General features: G+C 69.4%; 19 protein-coding genes and 1 tRNA gene. 12 read left to right on the forward strand and 8 right to left on the reverse strand.

Annotated elements, in window-relative coordinates; genetic code table 11:
- Positions 1-127 precede the first annotated feature (127 nt).
- The gene (gene aceE, locus OU416_RS33120) at positions 128-2896 is read right to left on the reverse strand and encodes a pyruvate dehydrogenase (acetyl-transferring), homodimeric type (protein ID WP_270931010.1); all 2769 of its coding nucleotides are present in this window, start codon (positions 2894-2896) and stop codon (positions 128-130) included.
- 294 nt (positions 2897-3190) lie between these two features.
- On the opposite strand from aceE, the gene OU416_RS33125 reads away from it, so the two are divergent.
- From OU416_RS33125 to OU416_RS33135, 3 genes are all read left to right on the forward strand, one after another.
- Positions 3191-3625, forward strand: coding sequence for a DUF3052 domain-containing protein (locus OU416_RS33125; RefSeq protein ID WP_270931011.1), 435 nt, complete (start codon positions 3191-3193; stop codon positions 3623-3625).
- 111 nt (positions 3626-3736) lie between these two features.
- Positions 3737-4201 (forward strand): peroxiredoxin, encoded by a 465-nt coding sequence (locus OU416_RS33130; protein ID WP_270931012.1) that lies wholly within the window; start codon positions 3737-3739, stop codon positions 4199-4201.
- 105 nt (positions 4202-4306) lie between these two features.
- A tRNA-Val gene (locus tag OU416_RS33135) sits at positions 4307-4378 on the forward strand.
- A gap of 11 nt (positions 4379-4389) precedes the next feature.
- Here the strand turns inward: OU416_RS33135 and OU416_RS33140 are convergent.
- Positions 4390-5109: a hypothetical protein gene (locus OU416_RS33140; protein ID WP_270931013.1), complete on the reverse strand. Its 720-nt coding sequence runs from the start codon at positions 5107-5109 to the stop codon at positions 4390-4392.
- Positions 5110-5197: 88 nt separating this feature from the next.
- On the opposite strand from OU416_RS33140, the gene OU416_RS33145 reads away from it, so the two are divergent.
- From OU416_RS33145 to vanX, 3 genes are read left to right on the forward strand one after another with little or no spacing between them, the layout of a single operon-like run.
- Entirely contained in the window at positions 5198-6208 is a 1011-nt protein-coding gene (locus tag OU416_RS33145; protein WP_270931014.1) for a D-isomer specific 2-hydroxyacid dehydrogenase family protein, read from the forward strand.
- A complete protein-coding gene (vanA, locus tag OU416_RS33150; RefSeq protein WP_270931015.1) occupies positions 6201-7238 on the forward strand; it encodes a D-alanine--(R)-lactate ligase in 1038 nt (345 codons plus the stop codon). Before OU416_RS33145 ends, vanA begins: the two co-directional genes overlap by 8 nt.
- Positions 7235-7843, forward strand: coding sequence for a D-Ala-D-Ala dipeptidase VanX (vanX, locus tag OU416_RS33155; protein WP_270931016.1), 609 nt, complete (start codon positions 7235-7237; stop codon positions 7841-7843). The genes vanA and vanX overlap by 4 nt, the downstream gene beginning before the upstream one ends.
- Before the next feature lie 26 nt (positions 7844-7869).
- Here the strand turns inward: vanX and OU416_RS33160 are convergent, their stop codons facing one another.
- The 3 genes from OU416_RS33160 to OU416_RS33170 form a co-directional block, all read right to left on the reverse strand.
- Positions 7870-9006: a sensor histidine kinase gene (locus OU416_RS33160; protein ID WP_270931017.1), complete on the reverse strand. Its 1137-nt coding sequence runs from the start codon at positions 9004-9006 to the stop codon at positions 7870-7872.
- Complete coding sequence (locus OU416_RS33165) at positions 8999-9685, reverse strand: response regulator transcription factor (protein WP_270931018.1); 687 nt, start codon at positions 9683-9685, stop codon at positions 8999-9001. Before OU416_RS33165 ends, OU416_RS33160 begins: the two co-directional genes overlap by 8 nt.
- 81 nt (positions 9686-9766) lie before the next feature.
- Complete coding sequence (locus OU416_RS33170; protein ID WP_270931019.1) at positions 9767-10462, reverse strand: TetR/AcrR family transcriptional regulator C-terminal domain-containing protein; 696 nt, start codon at positions 10460-10462, stop codon at positions 9767-9769.
- Positions 10463-10511: 49 nt separating this feature from the next.
- Between OU416_RS33170 and OU416_RS33175 the strand changes: the two genes are divergently transcribed.
- On the forward strand, positions 10512-12002 hold the full coding sequence (locus OU416_RS33175; RefSeq protein WP_270931020.1) for an MFS transporter: 1491 nt from the start codon (positions 10512-10514) through the stop codon (positions 12000-12002).
- A 42-nt stretch (positions 12003-12044) separates the two neighbouring features.
- Here OU416_RS33175 and OU416_RS33180 read toward each other — a convergent pair whose 3' ends face one another.
- A complete protein-coding gene (locus OU416_RS33180; protein ID WP_270931021.1) occupies positions 12045-12692 on the reverse strand; it encodes a response regulator transcription factor in 648 nt (215 codons plus the stop codon).
- A gap of 8 nt (positions 12693-12700) precedes the next feature.
- Entirely contained in the window at positions 12701-13861 is a 1161-nt protein-coding gene (locus tag OU416_RS33185) for a sensor histidine kinase (protein WP_270931022.1), read from the reverse strand.
- A 150-nt stretch (positions 13862-14011) separates the two neighbouring features.
- Between OU416_RS33185 and OU416_RS33190 the strand changes: the two genes are divergently transcribed.
- The 5 genes from OU416_RS33190 (at position 14012) to OU416_RS33210 (ending at position 17584) form a co-directional block, all read left to right on the forward strand.
- Positions 14012-14359 carry a hypothetical protein gene (locus OU416_RS33190; RefSeq protein ID WP_270931023.1) on the forward strand — a complete coding sequence of 116 codons (348 nt, stop codon included), beginning with the start codon at positions 14012-14014 and terminating at the stop codon, positions 14357-14359.
- Between the two features lie 46 nt (positions 14360-14405).
- Positions 14406-15923 (forward strand): SDR family oxidoreductase, encoded by a 1518-nt coding sequence (locus OU416_RS33195; RefSeq protein ID WP_270931024.1) that lies wholly within the window; start codon positions 14406-14408, stop codon positions 15921-15923.
- Between the two features lie 7 nt (positions 15924-15930).
- Positions 15931-16254 (forward strand): hypothetical protein, encoded by a 324-nt coding sequence (locus tag OU416_RS33200; RefSeq protein ID WP_270931025.1) that lies wholly within the window; start codon positions 15931-15933, stop codon positions 16252-16254.
- Between the two features lie 80 nt (positions 16255-16334).
- Positions 16335-17066 carry a Clp protease N-terminal domain-containing protein gene (locus tag OU416_RS33205; protein ID WP_270931026.1) on the forward strand — a complete coding sequence of 244 codons (732 nt, stop codon included), beginning with the start codon at positions 16335-16337 and terminating at the stop codon, positions 17064-17066.
- A 65-nt stretch (positions 17067-17131) separates the two neighbouring features.
- Positions 17132-17584, forward strand: coding sequence for a GreA/GreB family elongation factor (locus OU416_RS33210; RefSeq protein WP_270931027.1), 453 nt, complete (start codon positions 17132-17134; stop codon positions 17582-17584).
- A 114-nt stretch (positions 17585-17698) separates the two neighbouring features.
- Here the strand turns inward: OU416_RS33210 and OU416_RS33215 are convergent, their stop codons facing one another.
- The gene (locus OU416_RS33215; RefSeq protein ID WP_270931028.1) at positions 17699-18169 is read right to left on the reverse strand and encodes a YcxB family protein; all 471 of its coding nucleotides are present in this window, start codon (positions 18167-18169) and stop codon (positions 17699-17701) included.
- Between the last annotated feature and the right edge of the window lie 141 nt (positions 18170-18310).

An 18310-nucleotide genomic window follows, 5' to 3' on the forward strand; every position in this document is an offset into this window, starting at 1 on the left:
GGCACCTTTCACCAACCATGCAGGCGAAAGGTGCCCTTCACCTCGCCCTCATCGGGTGAGGGGCACACGGTGAAGGGCACCTTCAGGCAAGTTAGCTGCTAAAAGGTGCCCTTCACCGGTGGTCCGATCAGGCGAGGCCTGCGTCGGAGGTTTGGGGGCCCGCGGCTTGGACGTCGTCCAGGCGGTAGCGGCGGGTGGCCTCGACGACCTTGGACTTGTCGATCCGGCCGGAGCGGGCCAGGGCGGCGAGGGTTGCTACCGCGGTGGACTCCGCGTCGACCAGGAACACCCGCCGGGCGGCCGGGCGGGTGTCGGAGAAGCCGAAGCCGTCCGCGCCGAGGCTGACCATCTCGCCCGGCACCCACGGCCGGATCAGGTCCGGCACGGCGCGCATCCAGTCGCTGACCGCCACGACCGGGCCTTCGGCGTTCGCCAGCGCCCTCGTCACGTGCGGCACCTGCGGCTCCGCCTCCGGGTGCAGCAGGTTGTGCCGGTCGGCGGCCTCGGCCTCGCGCCGCAGCTGCGACCAGGACGTCGCCGACCACACGTCGGCCTGCACGCCCCAGTCCTCGGCGAGCATCTGCTGCGCCTTCAGCGCCAGCGGCATGCTCACGCCCGAGGTGAGGATCTGCGCCTTGGGCCCCGCTCCTCCCGGCGCCGCCTGGTAGCGGTACAGGCCGCGCAGCAGCGCGTCGACGTCGAGGTCGGACGGCTCGGCGGGCTGCTGGTAGGGCTCGTTGTAGATGGTCAGGTAGTAGAAGACGTTCTCGGCGTTCTCGCCGTACATCCGCCGCAGACCGTCCTTGACGATGTGCGCCACCTCGAAGGCCCAGGACGGGTCGTAGGCCACCACCGCGGGGTTCGTCGCGGCGAGCAGCTGGGAGTGCCCGTCGGCGTGCTGCAGGCCCTCACCGGTCAGCGTGGTGCGCCCGGCGGTCGCCCCGAGCACGAAACCGCGGGCCATCTGGTCGGCGGCGGCCCAGAAGCTGTCGCCGGTCCGCTGGAAGCCGAACATCGAGTAGAAGATGTAGATCGGGATCATCGGCTCGCCGTGCGTGGCGTAGCTGGTGCCCGCCGCGGTGAACGACGAGGTCGACCCGGCCTCGTTGATGCCCTCGTGCAGGATCTGCCCCTGCTCGCTCTCCCGGTAGGCCAGCATCAGCTGGTAGTCCACCGGCGTGTAGAGCTGGCCGAGCGGGTTGTAGATCTTCTGCGACGGGAACATCGAGTCCATGCCGAAGGTCCGCGCCTCGTCCGGGATGATCGGCACGATCCGCGGCCCGATCTCGGGATCCTTGGCGAGGTCCTTGAGCAGCCGGACGAACGCCATGGTGGTGGCGACCTCCTGCTTGCCGGAGCCCCGCTTGATCACGTCGTAGACCTTGTCGCCGGGCAGCACCAGCGGCTTGGCCTTGGCCCGCCGCTCCGGCAGGTAGCCGCCCAGCTTCCGGCGCCGGTCCTGCAGGTACTGGAGCTCCGGCGCCTCCTGGCCGGGGTGGTAGTACGGCGGCAGGTACGGGTCGAGCTGGTCGTCGGAGATCGGGATCCGCAGGCTGTCCCGGAACTGCTTCAGGTCGTCCAGGGTCAGCTTCTTCATCTGGTGGGTGGCGTTGCGGCCCTCGAAGTGCGGGCCGAGGCCGTAGCCCTTGATCGTCTTGGCCAGGATGACGGTCGGCTGGCCGTGGTGCTCGGTCGCAGCCTTGTACGCGGCGTAGATCTTGCGGTAGTCGTGCCCGCCGCGGCGCAGGCCCCAGATCTCGTCGTCGGAGAGGTGCTTGACCATCTCCTTGGTGCGCGGATCGCGGCCGAAGAAGTGCTCCCGGACGAACGCGCCGTCGTTGGCCTTGTAGGTCTGGTAGTCGCCGTCCGGGGTGGTGTTCATCAGGTTGACCAGCGCGCCGTCGCGGTCGGCGTGCAGCAGCGCGTCCCACTCGCGGCCCCAGATCACCTTGATCACGTTCCAGCCCGCGCCGCGGAAGAAGGCCTCCAGCTCCTGGATGATCTTGCCGTTGCCGCGCACCGGCCCGTCCAGCTGCTGCAAGTTGCAGTTGATCACGAACGTGAGGTTGTCCAGCCCGTCGTTGGCGGCGACCTGCAGCAGCCCGCGCGATTCGGGCTCGTTCATCTCACCGTCGCCGAGGAACGCCCACACCCGCTGCCTGCTGGTGTCCTTGATGCCGCGATCGTGCAGGTAGCGGTCGAACCGCGCCTGGTAGATGGCGTTCATCGGGCCCAGCCCCATGGAAACGGTGGGGAATTCCCAGAAGTCCGGCATCAGCCGCGGGTGCGGGTAGGACGGCAATCCGCCGCCCGGTCCCGCGTGCGAGTACTCCTGGCGGAACCCGTCGAGCTGATCGGCGGACAGCCGGCCCTCCAGGAACGCGCGGGCGTAGATGCCGGGGGAGGCGTGGCCCTGGATGTAGAGGTGATCGCCCCCGCCCGGGTGATCCTTGCCCCGGAAGAACCAGTTGAACCCGACCTCGTAGAGGCTGGCCGAGGAGGCGAACGACGAGATGTGGCCGCCCACGCCGACGCCCGGGCGCTGCGCCCGGTGCACCATCACCGCCGCGTTCCACCGCATCCAGGCGCGGTAGCGGCGCTCGGTCTCCTCGTCGCCGGGGAACCAGGGCTCCTGCTCGGTGGCGATGCTGTTGACGTAGTCCGTGCTGGTCAGCGACGGGATGCCGACACCGTTCTCCCGGGCGCGCTGCAGCAGCCGCAGCATCAGGTAGCGCGCGCGTTGCTGCCCGTGACCGGACAGCACCGAGTCGAAGGACTGCAGCCACTCCTCGGTCTCCTCCGGATCGATGTCCGGCAGGTAGGAGGCGAGACCGTCCCGGATGACCCGCACCCGCTGGGTGGGGACGGCACCGGCGTCGTTGTTGAGCGGGGACAAGTGGAACTCCTCGACTGCGTCGTGGCGGTGGCAGGGCGTTCGAACAGTGATGTCGAACACTGTCATCGTCCCCCATTTCGGCCACGGATGCGTGCACCGGCAGCGGCCGCGCCGCGGACCAGGCTGTTGGTGCGAGGTTTCCCGGTCTACAGTCATGGCCTGACCGCTGCTGCGGCGTGTCGTGCCGTCAGCAGTTGCGCCGAGGGCGGTCCGCAGTGTTCGCTATCGGCCATATCTGAAAGGTGTGCGGCGTCAGCTGGCGCCGCGCCGGTGCATTGGAGGAGTGAGCAAACCGTGGTCGCCGCGGGAGACGCCGGTAAAGGCGAAGCCGACGTCGCCGAGAGGCTCGACATCGAGCCCGAGATGGTTGTCCAGGAAATCGGCTGGGACGAGGATGTCGATGATGATGTCCGGGCCGCGATCGAGGAGCGTTGCGGGAGCGATCTGCTCGACGAAGATGCCGACGAAGTGGTCGATGTCGTGCTGCTGTGGTGGCGCGAAGACGACGGCGACCTGACGGACACGCTTCTCGACGTCATGACGCCGCTGTCCGACGAAGGGGTCATCTGGGTGCTGACCCCGAAGACCGGCCGGGACGGGTCCGTCGACCCAGCCGACATCAAGGAAGCAGCGGATACGGCGAACCTGGCCCAGACGGCCAACGCCGCCGTCAGCGACGGGTGGAAGGGCACCCGGTTGGCCCTGCGCTCGGCGAAGGCCAAGCGCTGACGGCCGAGGACGTCCAGCACGTGGGCACCGGTGGCTCCATCGGTGCCCGCGTTCGTCTGTTCGGTGTAGGTTCGGCGAGGACATGGTCACGTCGAACAGGAGGGTTCGCTCATGACGGTCGAGGTCGGTGCGCAGGCGCCGGACTTCACGCTGCCGGACTACAACAAGGAGTCGGTCTCGCTGGCCGACTTCCGCGGCAAGAAGAACGTCCTGCTGGTCTTCTACCCCTTCGCGTTCAGCGGGATCTGCCAGGGCGAGCTCTGCCAGGTCCGGGATGACCTCAGCGAGTTCCAGAACGACGACGTCCAGGTGATCGGCGTGTCGGTGGACTCCCCGTTCGCGCTGAAGGCGTGGGCGGACAAGGAGGGCTACACCTTCCCGCTGCTGTCGGACTTCTGGCCGCACGGCGAGGTCGCCAAGGCCTATGGTGTGTTCAACGAAGCGGCGGGCATGGCCAACCGCGGCACGTTCCTGATCGACACCGAGGGCAAGGTCCGCTTCGCCGAGGCGAACCAGCCGGGCGAGGCCCGCGACCAGGACGTCTGGAAGAAGGCCCTGGCCGAGCTCAAGGCCTGATCCGGCGAGCACCAGGTGGCCGACCGGGTGCCCGGTTCGCCCCGACGCGGAGGTAAGGTGTCGGCGGTGATCAACCGAGCCCCCGGCCCGGACGGCCACCACCCAGGGCGCATAGCTCAGCGGAAGAGCACTTGCCTTACAAGCAAGGGGTCGTAGGTTCGAACCCTACTGCGCCCACCGGGAGCGGCTCAGCGCCTGACGGCTGTGCCGAAGCCGTTGAACACGAGGGACATGGCCTCGGTCGGGTAGAAGCGCACAGCCGCCCGGTAGACCGGGTCCGAGGGATCCACGACCGTGAACACGCCGTTGCGGTAGCCGTCGACGACCACGACGTGCCCGCCTTCGTAGAAGGCGCTTCGCACGGACGCGAGGAAGAAGTCCACCTCCTCGCGCTCGAACGACGCACCGAGCTCGGCGACGTCGAGGTGCCGCAGCTCGGCATCCGCTCCGAACCGCTGGAACAGCGCGGAGGAGAACCTGTGGTCGTACCCGCCGGCCATCGTGAAGGCCGGGTTGAACCGCGATCGATCACCGCGCTCGACCCGGTCACCTGGGCGCGCGGCGAGCGCGTCGTCCGGGGCTTCGGCCGACTGCGCCATCCGCCGGACCGTCACGGCCAGCTCCTGGCCGTCGCTGAGGTAGCGGCGTCGCAGCACCTCGACATCGCCGTCCACGTGTTCGTCCAGGATGAATCGCGCGAACGGCGCCAACGACCCACCGGCCCGCCACCGGTCGTCGAGCAGCCCGTAGTGCGACAGCACGATCGCCGCGGACGCCGGGCCGCACATCCGCCTGGCCAGGTCCGGTTCGGAGAGGGTGCGGAATTGGCAGAAGAACGAACTCTCGCCGATTCGGGGTGAATGCACCCCGCCGGGCCACGTCCGCTCCTGCAGGAGCAATGCTGCCATGCTCCGGACGTTATCGGCGCCGGGATATCGTCGGCGTATCGAAAACCGCATACGCGGCGGCAACATCGCGTGCTCTTTGCTGGGAGGCATGACCGACAGCGAGCCTGCAGGAACGGCGGCGCGCCGCACCCGGCCGCCGGTGGGAATCACGGTGTACGGATGCGGGCAGGACGAGGCAGTTCTGTTCCGGGAGATGGCGTCTCGTTTCAACGTCGTGCCGACCATCGCGGAGGCTGCGGCAACCGAGGACAACGTCGAGCTCGCGCTCGGGAATCGATGCGTCAGCGTCGGTCACAAATCCCGAGTCGCGAACTCCGTCCTGCTGGCGCTCAGCGAAGCCGGAATAACCTACATCTCCACCAGGAGCGTCGGGCTCGACCACATCGACGTGCGATACGCGCAGAGCGTGGGCATTTCCGTCGAGAACGTCGCCTACTCGCCCGACAGCGTGGCCGATTACACGCTGATGCTGATGTTGATGGCGGTGCGGAACGCGAAGTCCACCGTCCGGCGTGCCGACGTCCACGACTACAGGTTGAACGAGGTGCGCGGGAAGGAGCTGCGCGACCTGGTGGTCGGGGTCGTCGGAACAGGGCGCATCGGCGCGGCGGTCGTGGACAGGCTGCGGGGTTTCGGTTGCCGGGTGCTGGCCCACGACCGTCGTCCCGAGATTTCCGCCGAGTACGTTTCGCTCGGTGAATTGCTGCGGAGGAGCGATGTCGTGACGCTCCACGCGCCGCTCAACGCGGACACGCACCACCTCCTCGATCGCCAGCGCTTCGAGCAGATGAAGCGCGGCGCGTTCGTCATCAATGCTGCACGCGGTTCGCTCCTCGATACCGAGGCGCTCGTTTCGGCGCTGGAAAGCGGCAGGTTGGGTGGCGCGGCGTTGGACGTGCTCGAAGGGGAGGAAGGAACGTTCTACGCCGATTGCCGAGGCAGGTCCGTGGCGAGCAAGGCGTTGCTGCGGCTGCAGGAGATGCCGAACGTGCTGGTGAGTCCGCACACCGCTTATTACACGGATCACGCCCTGCGCGACATCGTTGAGAATTCCATCAGAGGCTGTCTGAGATTTGCGAGCGGGAGTCGTCGTGGATAAGTTGAGAATCGGAATTCTGTTCGGCGGGAGCTGCGAAGAGCACCCCGTCTCCATCAAGTCCGTGCGAGAGGTCGCGAAGAACCTCGATGCCGACAAGTACGAACCGTTCTACATCGGGATCACGGAGGGCGGCGCTTGGCATCTCTGCGACGGGCCTGACGCGGATTGGGAGGAAGGCTCCCGCCCGGCCGTGCTGTCCCCGGACAGGAGCGTGCGCGGACTGGTCGTCCTGGACGAGGGGAAGTGCGAAACGATCGGATTGGACGTGGTGCTGCCCGTTCTGCACGGCAAGTTCGGCGAGGACGGTGCGATCCAGGGGTTGCTGGAGCTGTCCGGCATCCCCTACGTGGGCTGCGACGTCCAGAGTTCCGCGCTGTGCATGGACAAGTCCCTCACCTACACCGTCGCCAGGAGTGCGGGGATCGCCACGCCGGAATTCTGGGCCGTCGCGGAGGGCGAGGACGTCGATCCCGGGCGGTTCGCCTACCCCGTCTTCGTGAAGCCCGCTCGTTCGGGCTCGTCCTTCGGCGTCACCGAGGTGACCCGCGAGGAAGAGCTGGTCGATGCGGTGTCGACCGCGCGGCAGTACGACTCGAAGGTGTTGATCGAGGAGGCCGTCGCCGGCAGCGAGGTGGGATGCTCGATCTTGGGCAGCGGCGGGCACCTGATCGCAGGTGAGGTGGATCGAGTCGATCTGTCGCACGGCTTCTTCAGGATCCACCAGGAGAGCGAGCCGGAGAACGGTTCGGAGAACGCGACGTTCATCGTCCCGGCCGACATCCCGGCGGAGTCGCGCTCGCTCGTGCAGGAGACGGCCAAGGCCCTGTACCGCGCGCTGGGATGCAGCGGGCTGGCGCGGGTGGACATGTTCCTGGGGGAGGACGGCGCGGTGGTCCTCAACGAGGTCAACACCTTGCCCGGCCTGACCTCCTACAGCCGCTACCCGAGAATGATGGCGGCGGCCGGAATGCCGCTCTCCGAAGTGATCGACCAGGTCGTGTCGCTGGCATTGGCGGTGGATGCCCGGTGAACGGGGATTTCGTCTTCGTGGACGAGTTCGTGCCCGGAGTGCGCTGGGACGCCAAGTACGCCACCTCGGACAACTTCACCGGTGCGCCGGTGGACGGGTACCTGGCGAATCGAATCGTCGGCACGGCGGCCCTGTGCAACGCCCTGGAGCGGGCGCAGGAGAAGGCCGGAACCCTCGGTCTCGGCCTGCACCTGTGGGACGGCTATCGCCCGCAGCGCGCGGTGGACCGGTTCCTGCGCTGGTCGACCGAGCCGGAGGACGGCCGGACGAAGTCGCGGCACTACCCGAACATCCGCAGGTCGGAGATGGTCGAGAAGGGGTACGTGGCCGCCAGGTCGGGCCACAGCCGGGGCAGCGCCGTGGACTTGACGCTGTACCAGCTGACCACCGGTGAACTCTCCCCCATGGGTGGCGGTCACGACTTGATGGATCCCATCTCGCACCACGGCGCAGCAGGCATCACGCAGGTCGAGGCGGAGAACCGGCGGCTCCTCCGAGCTGTCATGGAGGACTGCGGTTTTCGGTCGTACGACCGCGAATGGTGGCACTACGCGCTGAAGGACGAACCCCACCCGGGCACCTACTTCGACTTCCCCATCGCCTGAGACCGCGGCCGCCGCTCCGGCGGGGCTCACCCGCCGGAGCGCGCGGCGGGCAGTCGCACCGTGGCGCGGAGCCCGCCGCCGTCCCGGGGGGTGAGGACGAGGGTTCCGTCGTGCGCTTCGGCGATGCTCTTGACGATCGCCAGTCCGAGGCCGACACCTGAGTGGTCGGTGCGCACGCGTTCGGTGCTGCGCTGAAACGGCTCGACGAGCGTGGAGACCACGTGCGGGGAGAGCTTCGCGCCGGTGTTCTCGACGGTGAGCACCGCGGTCTCGGCGTGCACGCTGGTCCTGATCCACACGGCGCCCTGCTCGGGCAGGTTGTGGACGATCGCGTTGTGCACGAGGTTCGTGGTCATCTGCAGCAGGAGCGCGTGGGAACCGAGCGCGGGGGTGAGGTCACCGGTGGTTTCGATGGTGAGGCCGCGGTTCTCCGCGAGGGGGAGGAGCGTTTCCGTGGCTTCTTCCGCGGCGAGGGACAGGTCGACGGGTTCCCGGGTGAAGGACCGCTGACCGGCGCGGCTGAGCAGGAGCAGGGCTTCGGTGAGGGCGATCGCCCGGGTGTTGACCAGGTGGAGGCGGTCGACGAGTTCGCCGGTGCCGCTGTTCTGGCGGGCCGCGTCGAGGAGCGTCTGCGTGATCGCCAGCGGGGTGCGCAGCTCGTGGGAGGCGTTGGCCGCGAACCGCTGCTGCTCGGAGACGTGCGCTTCGAGCTGGGCGAGCATGGCGTCGAAGGCGTCGGCGAGTTCGCGGAACTCGTCCTCGCGGCCCTCCAACCGGATCCGGTGGGAGAGCGATCCGTTCCCGGCCAGGCGGGTGGCGTGCGTGATGCGGGTCAGGGGCGCGAGCATCCGGCCGGCGAGGACCCAGCCGCCCAGGAGACCGAGCACCAGCAGGAACGCCAGCGCCAGGCCCGCCTTCGGGGCGAAGGCGCGCAGCAGGTCGGACTGGTTGGGCACGAAGAGCTCGGGCGGCCTGTCCGGTGCGAACCTCCCGGAGGCCTGGTCCGGGGCTTCCGCGACGGGCGGCAAGTAGATCACTTCGGGCACGTAGCGCAGCAGGTACACCCACACGACCGCGAGCAGCAAGGCTCCGGCGAGCATGATGAACCCGGCGTAGCTGAGGGTGAGCTTGAGGCGAACGCTCGGACCACGCCGCCTATCCACGCTCAGCTCCGGTGCCGGGTGCCGCGTCGATGCGGTAGCCGACCCCGGCGACGGTGGCGATGATCCACGGCTCGCCGAGTCGTTTGCGCAGTGCCGAGACGGTGATGCGCACGGCGTTGGTGAACGGATCGGCGTTCTCGTCCCAGGCCCGTTCCAGGAGCTCCTCGGCGCTCACGACGCCGCCTTCGGCGGAGACCAGGACCTCGAGCACGGCGAACTGCTTGCGGGTGAGCGCGACGTAGCGGCCATCGCGGTGGACCTCGCGGCGGAACGGGTCCAGGCGCAGGCCCGCGATCTCGCGCACCGGCGGCTTGTTGTTCGCGCGCCTGCGGTCGAGGGCTCTGAGCCTGAGCACGAGCTCCCGGAGGGCGAACGGTTTCGTGAGGTAGTCGTCGGCGCCGAGCTCGAACCCGGAGGCCTTGTCGTCGAGGCGGTCGGCGGCGGTGAGCATGAGGATCGGCATGCCGCTGCCCGAAGCGACGATGCGTTCGGCGATCTCGTCACCGGAGGGGCCTGGGACGTCCCGGTCGAGGACGGCGATGTCGTAGGTGTTGACGCGCAGCAGCTCCAGGGCGGTGTCGCCGTCACCGGCGATGTCGGCCGCGATCGCTGCCAGGCGGAGCCCGTCGCGGATGGCCTCTGCCATGTAGGGCTCGTCCTCGACGATCAGCACGCGCATGCTCGCGATGCTACGAGTCGGCGCATATCGCCGGCGTAGCGAAAACCGCGCGGGGCACCGGCTTCGCCGTCCGCCGCGTGGTCAGCGGTTCTTCGGGTCGAGGCCGGTGAGGAGGGTTCGGGCGGTGATCTCGAACTGCGAATCCCAGTCCCCGAGGTGGCATTCGAGGTGCTCGGCCAGGGTGGGGTAGCGGTCTCGCTCTGCTGCGATGCGCTGGTGGAGGGCGTTGCGGCTCGCGGATTCGGGCTGCCGGGCCCAGGCGGCTTGGGTTGAGGCCGTGGCGATGGCCAGGTTGGACACGGCTGCTGCTGCGGCCGCGAGTTCCTCGCCGTCGAGTCCGGCTTCGGCGAGCGCGGCGTAGACGATCTCGGATCGAGCCAGTGCGTTCGGCCCGGCCAGGGGGCGGGTGCTGGCCAGCGATGCCGCCCACGGGTGGCGCAGGAGCACGGTGCGGAGTTCGCGCATGTAGGTCAGCACGACGTCCTGCCAGCCCGTCGCACGGTTCTCGCGGGGGAGCGCGATCTCGGCGAAGACCTCGTCGAGCGCGAGGTCCAGGACGTCGCCCTTGGTGGCGACGTGCCAGTACAGGCTCGTGGCGTGCACATCGAGGTCGCCGGCGATCTTGCGCAGGCTCAGCCCTTCGGTCCCGTCGCGGTCGAGGCGGTCGACGGCGGCTCGGACGATGCGTTCCCGGTTCAGCGCCGGGGTTTTGCGGCGCTGCTGCGGTGCGCGGAACCACACCGCGCCCGGGGCGTCATCGTTGCGTCGCTCGACCATGATCCCACTCTATCGCCATGGAGATTGACCTACACTGTAGGTTGAATTCATGACTGTAGGAGAAGTGGGCGATACCGGGCTCGGCCGTCGGCGGTGGGTGGTGCTGGCAGCGGTCTGCGTCGCGCTCGCGGTGATCGTCGTCGACAACACGATCCTCAACGTCGCGATCCCGACCATCGAGGACGATCTGGCGGCGAGCACCGCCCAGCTGCAGGCGGTCGTCAACTCCTACGTCGTGGTCTTCGCCGGTCTCCTGGTCGTGGCCGGTCTGATCGCGGACCGGTGCGGCAGGCGGTCGGCGGTGCTCGTGGGCCTGGGAATCCTGGCCGCGTCCTCGGTGGCGGCGGCTTTCGCGTCCGCGGTGTGGTGGTTGATCGCAGCGCGCGCGGTGATGGGCGTCGGAGCGGCCCTGGTGATGCCGGGGACGCTGGCGATCCTCGTGCACGCGTTCGAGCCCGGCGAACGGGTCAAGGCGTTCGCGGTCTGGTCAGCGGTGGGATCGGCGGCGATGGCCGCCGGGCCGCTCGCCGGGGGGATGCTGGTCGAGGAGTGGGGCTGGCCGGGGATCTTCCTCATCAACGCGGTGCTGGCCGTCGTCGCGATCGTGCTGATCGCCTGGCTGGTCCCCGAGTCCCGCGACCGGCAGCACCGCACCATCGATCTGGTGGGGTCGGTGGCGCTCACCGCTGCGATGGGCTCGTTCGTCGCCGCCATCACCCTCGTGCCCGACCACGGGCTGGTCGCGCCGATCGTCCTCGGGGCCTTGGTCGTGGCTGCGATCTCCGCCGTCGCGTTCTGGATGCGCCAGCGGCCCGCCCGGGCTCCCATGATCGACATGAGCCTCTACCGGGACCGGCGGTTCGCCGGGGCGAGCGCTGCGGTCGCGGTCCTGGCCATCGGAACCGGCAGCGTGCTGTTCGTGCTGACGCAGCACCTCCAGCACGTCCTGGGCCGCTCCCCGCTGCAGGCAGGTCTCGCGATCGTGCCGCTGGCCCTCGGGGTGGTCGGGGCTTCGCCCATCGGCGTCCGGCTCCCCGGCCGCATCGGTCACCGCCGCTCGATCATCACCGGTTTCGCCGTCACCGCAGCGGGTTTCGCGGTCCTCGCGGCGCTCACCCCGACCAGCCCGTACGCGATCATCGCGGTGGGACTGCTCCTCGCCGGTGCCGGATCGGGGCTCGCGTCCCCGGCGGTCCACACCACGGTCCTCGGTGCCGTGCCACCAGATCGCGCGGGGCTGGGATCGGCGCTCAACGACACGCACCAGCAGTTGGGCATCGCTCTCGGTGTCGCCCTCATCGGCAGTGCCGTCGCGGCCGGATACCGGTTCTTCGCGTCTCCCGAGCTCGACGTCCACGCCGGATCATCGCTCGGCAGCACCCTCGGTCAGCTGGGGACCGAGCAGCACGACCTCGTCGATGCCGCCCGCTCGGCATTCACCCAGGCCCAGAGCGTCGCGATGCTCAACTGCGCCGCGTTCGCGGTCGTGGGCGCTGTCATCGCCTGGCGCGTCCTGGAACCAGACCACCGGGAGCCGTGACGATCCGCGCCGGGTGGCCGAGGCGGTCCCGGTCGGCCGGGTTCACGCGACGATGCCGTGCTCCCAGGCCCAGGCCGCGATCTCGACCCTGTTCCGCAGGTGGAGCTTGTCCTGGATCCTGCCGAGATGGGTCTTGATCGTGCTGAGGGCCAGCGACAGCTCGGCGGCCACCTCCTGGTTCGTGCGGCCGCGGGCCACCCGGACGACGACCTTGAGCTCCTGGTCGGACAGCTTCCGCTTCGCCGCTTCGTCCTCGGACGCCTTGGTGTTCAGCTGCTCCAGCAGGCGGACGGTGACCGACGGGGAGATCAGCGACTCGCCGTTCTTCGCGGCGCGCACGGCTTCGGTGAGCAGCCGCGCGCCGGAGTTCTTCACGACGAAACCGCTCGCGCCCGCCCGCAGTGCGGCGTAGACGTACTCGTCGATGTCGAAGGTGGTGACCACGACGATGTTCGTCGCGGCCGTGGCCGCGTCGCGCTTGAGCTGCTCGGTCGCCCGCAGGCCGTCGATCTTCGGCATCCGGACGTCCATCAGGCACACGTCGGGGCGCAGCCTGCGGACCACCTCGACGGCTTCCGCTCCGTCGGCCGCCTCGCCGATCACCGAGATGTCGTCCTGCGCGTCGAGGATCAGCTTGAACCCGGTCCGCACGAGTTCCTGATCGTCGGCGACCACCACGGTCACGGTCACGGCGCCCCTCATCGGATCGGAATCGACGCGCTCACCAGCCAGCCGCCGTTCTCCAGCGGCCCGCTGGAGAGTTCGCCGCCCAGCGCCGACACGCGTTCGGACAAACCGATCATCCCGTAACCGCTCGGCCGGAACTTGCCCAGCCCCGGCCGGGAACCGTCGTTGCGGACGTGCACGGCGAGCCGACCGCCGGAGGACTCGATCGCGACCTCGACGTCGGTCGTGGCACGTGCGTGCTTGCGGATGTTGGTCAGCCCTTCCTGCACGAGCCGCTCGACCGTCTTGACCACGTCGGACGGCCAGGCACCGGCGTCGATCCCGTCGGCGAGCCGCAACCGCACCGGGATGCCGGTCTGGGCGAACTGGTCGACCCGGCCGCGGATCACCTCCAGCGGGAGCTCCGCGCGGGCCGGTGCCGGTTCGGCGTCGGACTCGCGCAGCAGGCGCACCATCCGGCTCATCGCGGCCAAGCCGTCCTGACCGGTCCGCTCGATGTTGCCGAACAGCTCGCGACCCTTGTCCGGATCCTCGACCAGCTCGCCGGCTTGGGCCTGCACGATCATCGCGGTCACGTAGTGCGCCACGTCGTCGTGGAGATCGCGGGCGAGTTCGAGCTGTTCCGCCCGGCGGACCCGGTCCGCGGCGGCCAGTCGCGCGGCGTCCTCGGCGCGGAGCCGGAAGCCCCAGAGGACGAAGGCGATCGGCAGCACGACGAACCACAGCTCCAGGTCGTCGAACAACGGCCAGCTCGTCACATCGGGCAGCCGTCTCGGCAGGCAGGCGAGCGCCACCAGCAAGGGCAGCAGCGACGGCAGGAGCTGCCAGTAGCGCAGCCGCCGGCACAACGTGCGGACCACCAGCAGCAGGCTCAACGCCTCGACGAGACCCGGCGTCCGCTGGAGCACCATTTCCCCGACCAGGTAAGTGGTGATCCCGGACAGGAGCGCCGCGAGGACGCTCAGCCCGATCGCGAGCCCACCGCGCTCCCGGCGGCACAGCCGGTCGACCTGCCAGGCCAGCACGGCGATCACCAGCGCGTTGAGCGCCAGGACGCGCCCGGACGGGCCGTTCAGGTTGAAGACGGCGAGGTCGAACAGCGCGAGGAGGAGCAGGACGCCGCCGGTCAGCAGCTGCTGCGGTGCGAGCGGTACCCGCGGAACACGTGTCACGGGCACCGACGCTATCCGCGGCGAGGACGACCTCGTTCAGACTTTCGGTTGAACGGCGACCGGCATCACCGGTCGTTCGGCCGATCCTGCGACCACCCGGCCGGGCGCAAGATCGTCACGTCGGAACGCGCTGGAGGAGAGAGAAAGCCGATGAAGACGCTCAAGGCCGCGGGCCTGGCCACCGCCCTGACCACCGCCGCGCTGTCGCTGTCCGGCTGCGGCCTGTTCGGCGGCAGCTGGGACGTGAAGATGGAGGTCCGGGGCCAGGGCACCGCGCAGATCAGGGCGGAGTTCCCCGGCGAACGCGTCGAACCCCAGACACGGAGCCTGCCGTTCTCGGAGAGCCGGAACGTCGGCTTCGGCTTCATGACTCTCGACGTGGCGGACGCCCCGCCGGGGACGGTCTGCCGCCTGCTGATCGACGAGAAGGTGGTCGCGGAGAACCCGGTGGACGCCAGCGGCCGCTGCGGCGCCGAAGCCCACAACAAGGACGACTGACCCGTCGGCCGCGTGGCCGGGGGCGAAGTCGGGTAGCCGGGTGTGGATGAGCACTGGGGGAACGAGGTTGTGCCTGGTGGCCGGGGCTACCGGTTACGTGGGCGGGCGGCTCGTGCCGCGGTTGCTGGTCGGCGGGTACCGGGTGCGATGCCTGGTTCGGACGCCGGAGAAGCTCCGCGATGTTCCGTGGCGCGATCAGGTCGAGGTGGTGCGCGGGGACCTGTCCGACGAGGGCTCGGTGCGCACGGCGTGCGAAGGCGTGGACGTCCTGTACTTTCTCGTGCATTCCTTGCAGCAGAAGGGATTCGGCGATCTCGACCGGAGTGCGGCGGCCGTCGCGGGGTGGGCTGCTCGGCAGGCCGGGGTGTCGCGGATCGTGTACCTCGGCGGAGTGCATCCCGCCGGGAAGCTGTCGGAGCACCTGCGGTCGCGGGCCGAGGTGGGGGAGACGCTGCTGCGCAGCGGGGTGCCGACCGCTGTGCTGCAAGCCGCGGTGATCATCGGTTCCGGCTCGGCCAGCTTCGAGATGCTGCGGTACCTCACCGAGCGGTTGCCCGCGATGGTCACGCCGCGCTGGGTGAGCAACCGGGTCCAGCCGATCGCCGTGCGCGACGTGCTGCACTACCTGGTCGCGGCGGCCGACCTGCCCGCCGAGGTGAGCCGGACCTTCGACATCGGCGGCCCGGACGTCCTCACCTACGCGCAGATGATGCGCACCTACGCCGCGGTCGCCGGGTTGCCGCAGCGGGTGATGGTGCCGGTGCGGGCCCTGTCTCCGAAGCTCAGCTCGTTGTGGATCAACATCGTGACCCCGGTGCCGCGCAGCATCGGGGTGCCGCTCATCGAATCGCTGATCAACGAAGCCGTCTGCGCCGAGCACGACATCGACGACCACATCGCGCGCCCCGAGGGCGGCCTGACCCGCTTCCCGGACGCGGTCGCGCTGGCGTTGCGCAAGATCCGGCGCGGCGAAGTGGAGACGCGGTGGTCGGACGCGTCACCGGTGAGCGCCCCGTGGGAACCGTTGCCGTCCGACCCGGCGTGGTCCGGCGGCACGGTCTACCGGGATGTGCGCGAGCGCGTCACCACCGTGCCGCCGGAACCGGTCTGGCGCGTGGTGGAAGGCATCGGCGGCCGCCACGGCTGGTACTCGTTCCCGCTGGCCTGGGCGGTGCGCGGCTGGATCGACCGACTGCTGGGCGGAGTCGGACTCCGCCGCGGACGGCGCGACCCGCAGCGCCTGCGCACGGGCGACGCGCTGGACTGGTGGCGGGTCGAAGAGCTGGCGGACGGACGCTTCCTGCGCCTGCGGGCGGAGATGAAGGTGCCGGGCCGCGCCTGGCTGGAGCTGTCGGTCGAACCGGAGGACGGCGGCACCCGCTACCGGCAGCGAGCGGTGTTCATCCCGCGCGGACTGCTGGGACACCTGTACTGGTGGGCGGTAGTTCCCTTCCACGGCCTGGTCTTCGGTGGGATGACTCGGAGGATCGTCAACGCGGCCGGTGGAAAGCACATCGGGGTAGGACGAGCACCGCGACGTCGTGGCGGCGCACCTGCTGGATGATGTGCGCGTGGACATCGGCGGGCAGGACGAACTGGGTGCGGCAGCCGACGAGCTGGAGCGGCTCGCTGCCGCATCAACGCGCGGGGACTGGCGAGTGGGCGGTCTGCTGGCGACTCGCCCGGAGGTCATCGCCCACTTCGACGGTGGCGCGACCGAGCACGTCGCGGAGGCCAGGGCGGGCACCGCTCGCTGGATCGCCGCGCTGTCTCCTGCCCTGGCCCAGCCGCTGGCCGACTGGCTGCGGTCGGCATCCCGCGCCGACCAGCCGGATCCAGCGGCACTCGCGTTCGCCCGCGACCTGTGCCGCGCACTCGGCACCGCGAGGAGCTGATAGCACTGCTCCCGAGCGGATCGCCGCCTGATCGTCAACTTGGGGTTGACGATGGTGGATCGTCAACCTATGGTTGACGTATGGATGAGTTGAAGATTTCGGATCACGTTTCGCTGGACGAGTTGATCTCCGCCATCAAGAAGGTGCACGGGGACGCCCTTGAGCAGCTCTCGAGCGCTGTCGTCGCCGGGGAGCACCTCGGCGAGGTCGCCGATCACTTGATCGGGCACTTCGTCGACCAGGCCCGGCGGTCCGGGGCTTCCTGGACCGACATCGGCAAGAGCATGGGCGTCAGCAAGCAGGCCGCGCAGAAGCGGTTCGTGCCCAAGGGGCCGGGTGAGGTCTCCGACCTCGACCCTTCGCAGGGGTTCAGCCGGTTCACGCCGCGCGCCCGCAACATCGTGGTCGTGTCGCAGAAGGAGGCCCGGGACGCCGGGAACGCCGAGATCCGGCCTGAGCACCTGGTTCTCGGGCTGATCGGGGAGGCCGAAGGGCTGGGCGCCAAGGCCATCGTCGCGCAGGGCGTTTCGCTCGACGCCGTGCGGCAGGCCGCGGTCGAAGCGCTGCCCGCCGCCGTCGACGAGGTGCCGCACCTCGTTCCCTTCGACGCCGGGGCGAAGAAGGCGCTGGAGCTGACCTTCCGGGAAGCCCTGCGGCTCGGGCACAACTACATCGGCACCGAGCACGTCCTGCTCGCGCTGCTGGAGAACGAGGCCGGGGCCGGTGTGCTGTCCGGGCTCGGGATCGACAAGGCCGCCGTCGAGGAGAACGTCGCCGCCGCGCTCGCCGAGATCGTCGGCGAACAGGCCTGATCGAGTTGTGCTCCCGGGCACCGGCGTCGAGCATTCAGCTGCGGAAACTTCGGGGAGGAGCGGCGATGGGCGTTGCGGACCCGGCTGCCCGGGAGCGGTTGGCGGAGGAGATCCGCTCGTTGCGCGCGCGGCGGGAGCGGCTGGTGGACGAGCTGGTGCAGAGCTCGGGACCGGGCGACAGCGGCGATGCCTCGCAGGAGCTGCAGGGCGGGGACGAGGTCGCCGCCATCGACGAGCGCATCGCCGAGCTGGAGAAGCGGCGGGCCGGCCGGATCGACGTGCAGGGCGTGGCGCCGGGCACCGAGGTGGTGCTGCGGTTCTCCGACGGTTCGACGCAGACCTACAAGGTCGTGGCGATTCCCGAGGAGATCCTGATCGGGGAGGAGGACATCACGGTGACCTCCGACAGCCCGCTGGGCCTGGCGCTGGCGCACGGCAGCCAGGGCGAGACCGTCCGGTATCCGACGCCGGACGGGGCCGTCGAGGCCGAAGTGCTCAGCATCCGCCTGCCGAACTGATACGAGGGGCCGGGTTCCGCGGAACCCGGCCCCGTCAGGCGCTCGCGAAGGGCTCGGCGCATCGGCGTGGAAGGTCCCTCGCCGGGTCCGGATCCGCGTGGAGGTCTGGCGGGCCTACTTCGGGAGGTTTGCCGTGAAGGCGGTGAACTCCGCTCGTTGGGCCGGGGTCAGGGCTTGTTTCGGGATCGTCAGGGCCTGGGCTCTGCCGAACATCGCGTACCAGGCGTCCGGGGTTTCGATGACCTGGTTCAGGCCTTGCCAGCGGTAGCGGGTCTCGGCCAGGGGGTAGGTGATCTGGGCCCATTCGTCGGTCAAGGACAGGTGGTAGCCCTGTTTGATCACTTCGGACTGGAGGCGCACGCCCGAGGCCACCATGATCGGGACGACCGCGAACATCAGCGCCAGGCCGCCTGCGATGAAGCCGTATCCGGGGATCGACGTCGGGTCGACCGCGATGACCACGATGCCCAGGACGAGCAGGACCGCGCCCAGGACGCGGGAGGTCTTCATGTGGCGGTTGGCGAGGAAGCGCAGCGTGCGTCGGAGGCGCTCTTCGTCGTAGGGCACCGAGGTCGAGATCTGCATCAGTGGAGCCTAGGGGCGGTTCGGGTTCGGCAGTTCGAGTTCTGCTGAACTCAAAGGTGTTGCGACCGGGCGCATCCGCTGACCGCTCAGCGCTGTTCCGCGAAGTGGCTGAAACCGGCAGGTTTTCGGCGTCGAGGGGTG

Origin of the sequence: Saccharopolyspora indica, assembly GCF_027853965.1 — a bacterium.
In the GTDB taxonomy this organism is placed as follows: domain Bacteria; phylum Actinomycetota; class Actinomycetes; order Mycobacteriales; family Pseudonocardiaceae; genus Saccharopolyspora; species Saccharopolyspora indica.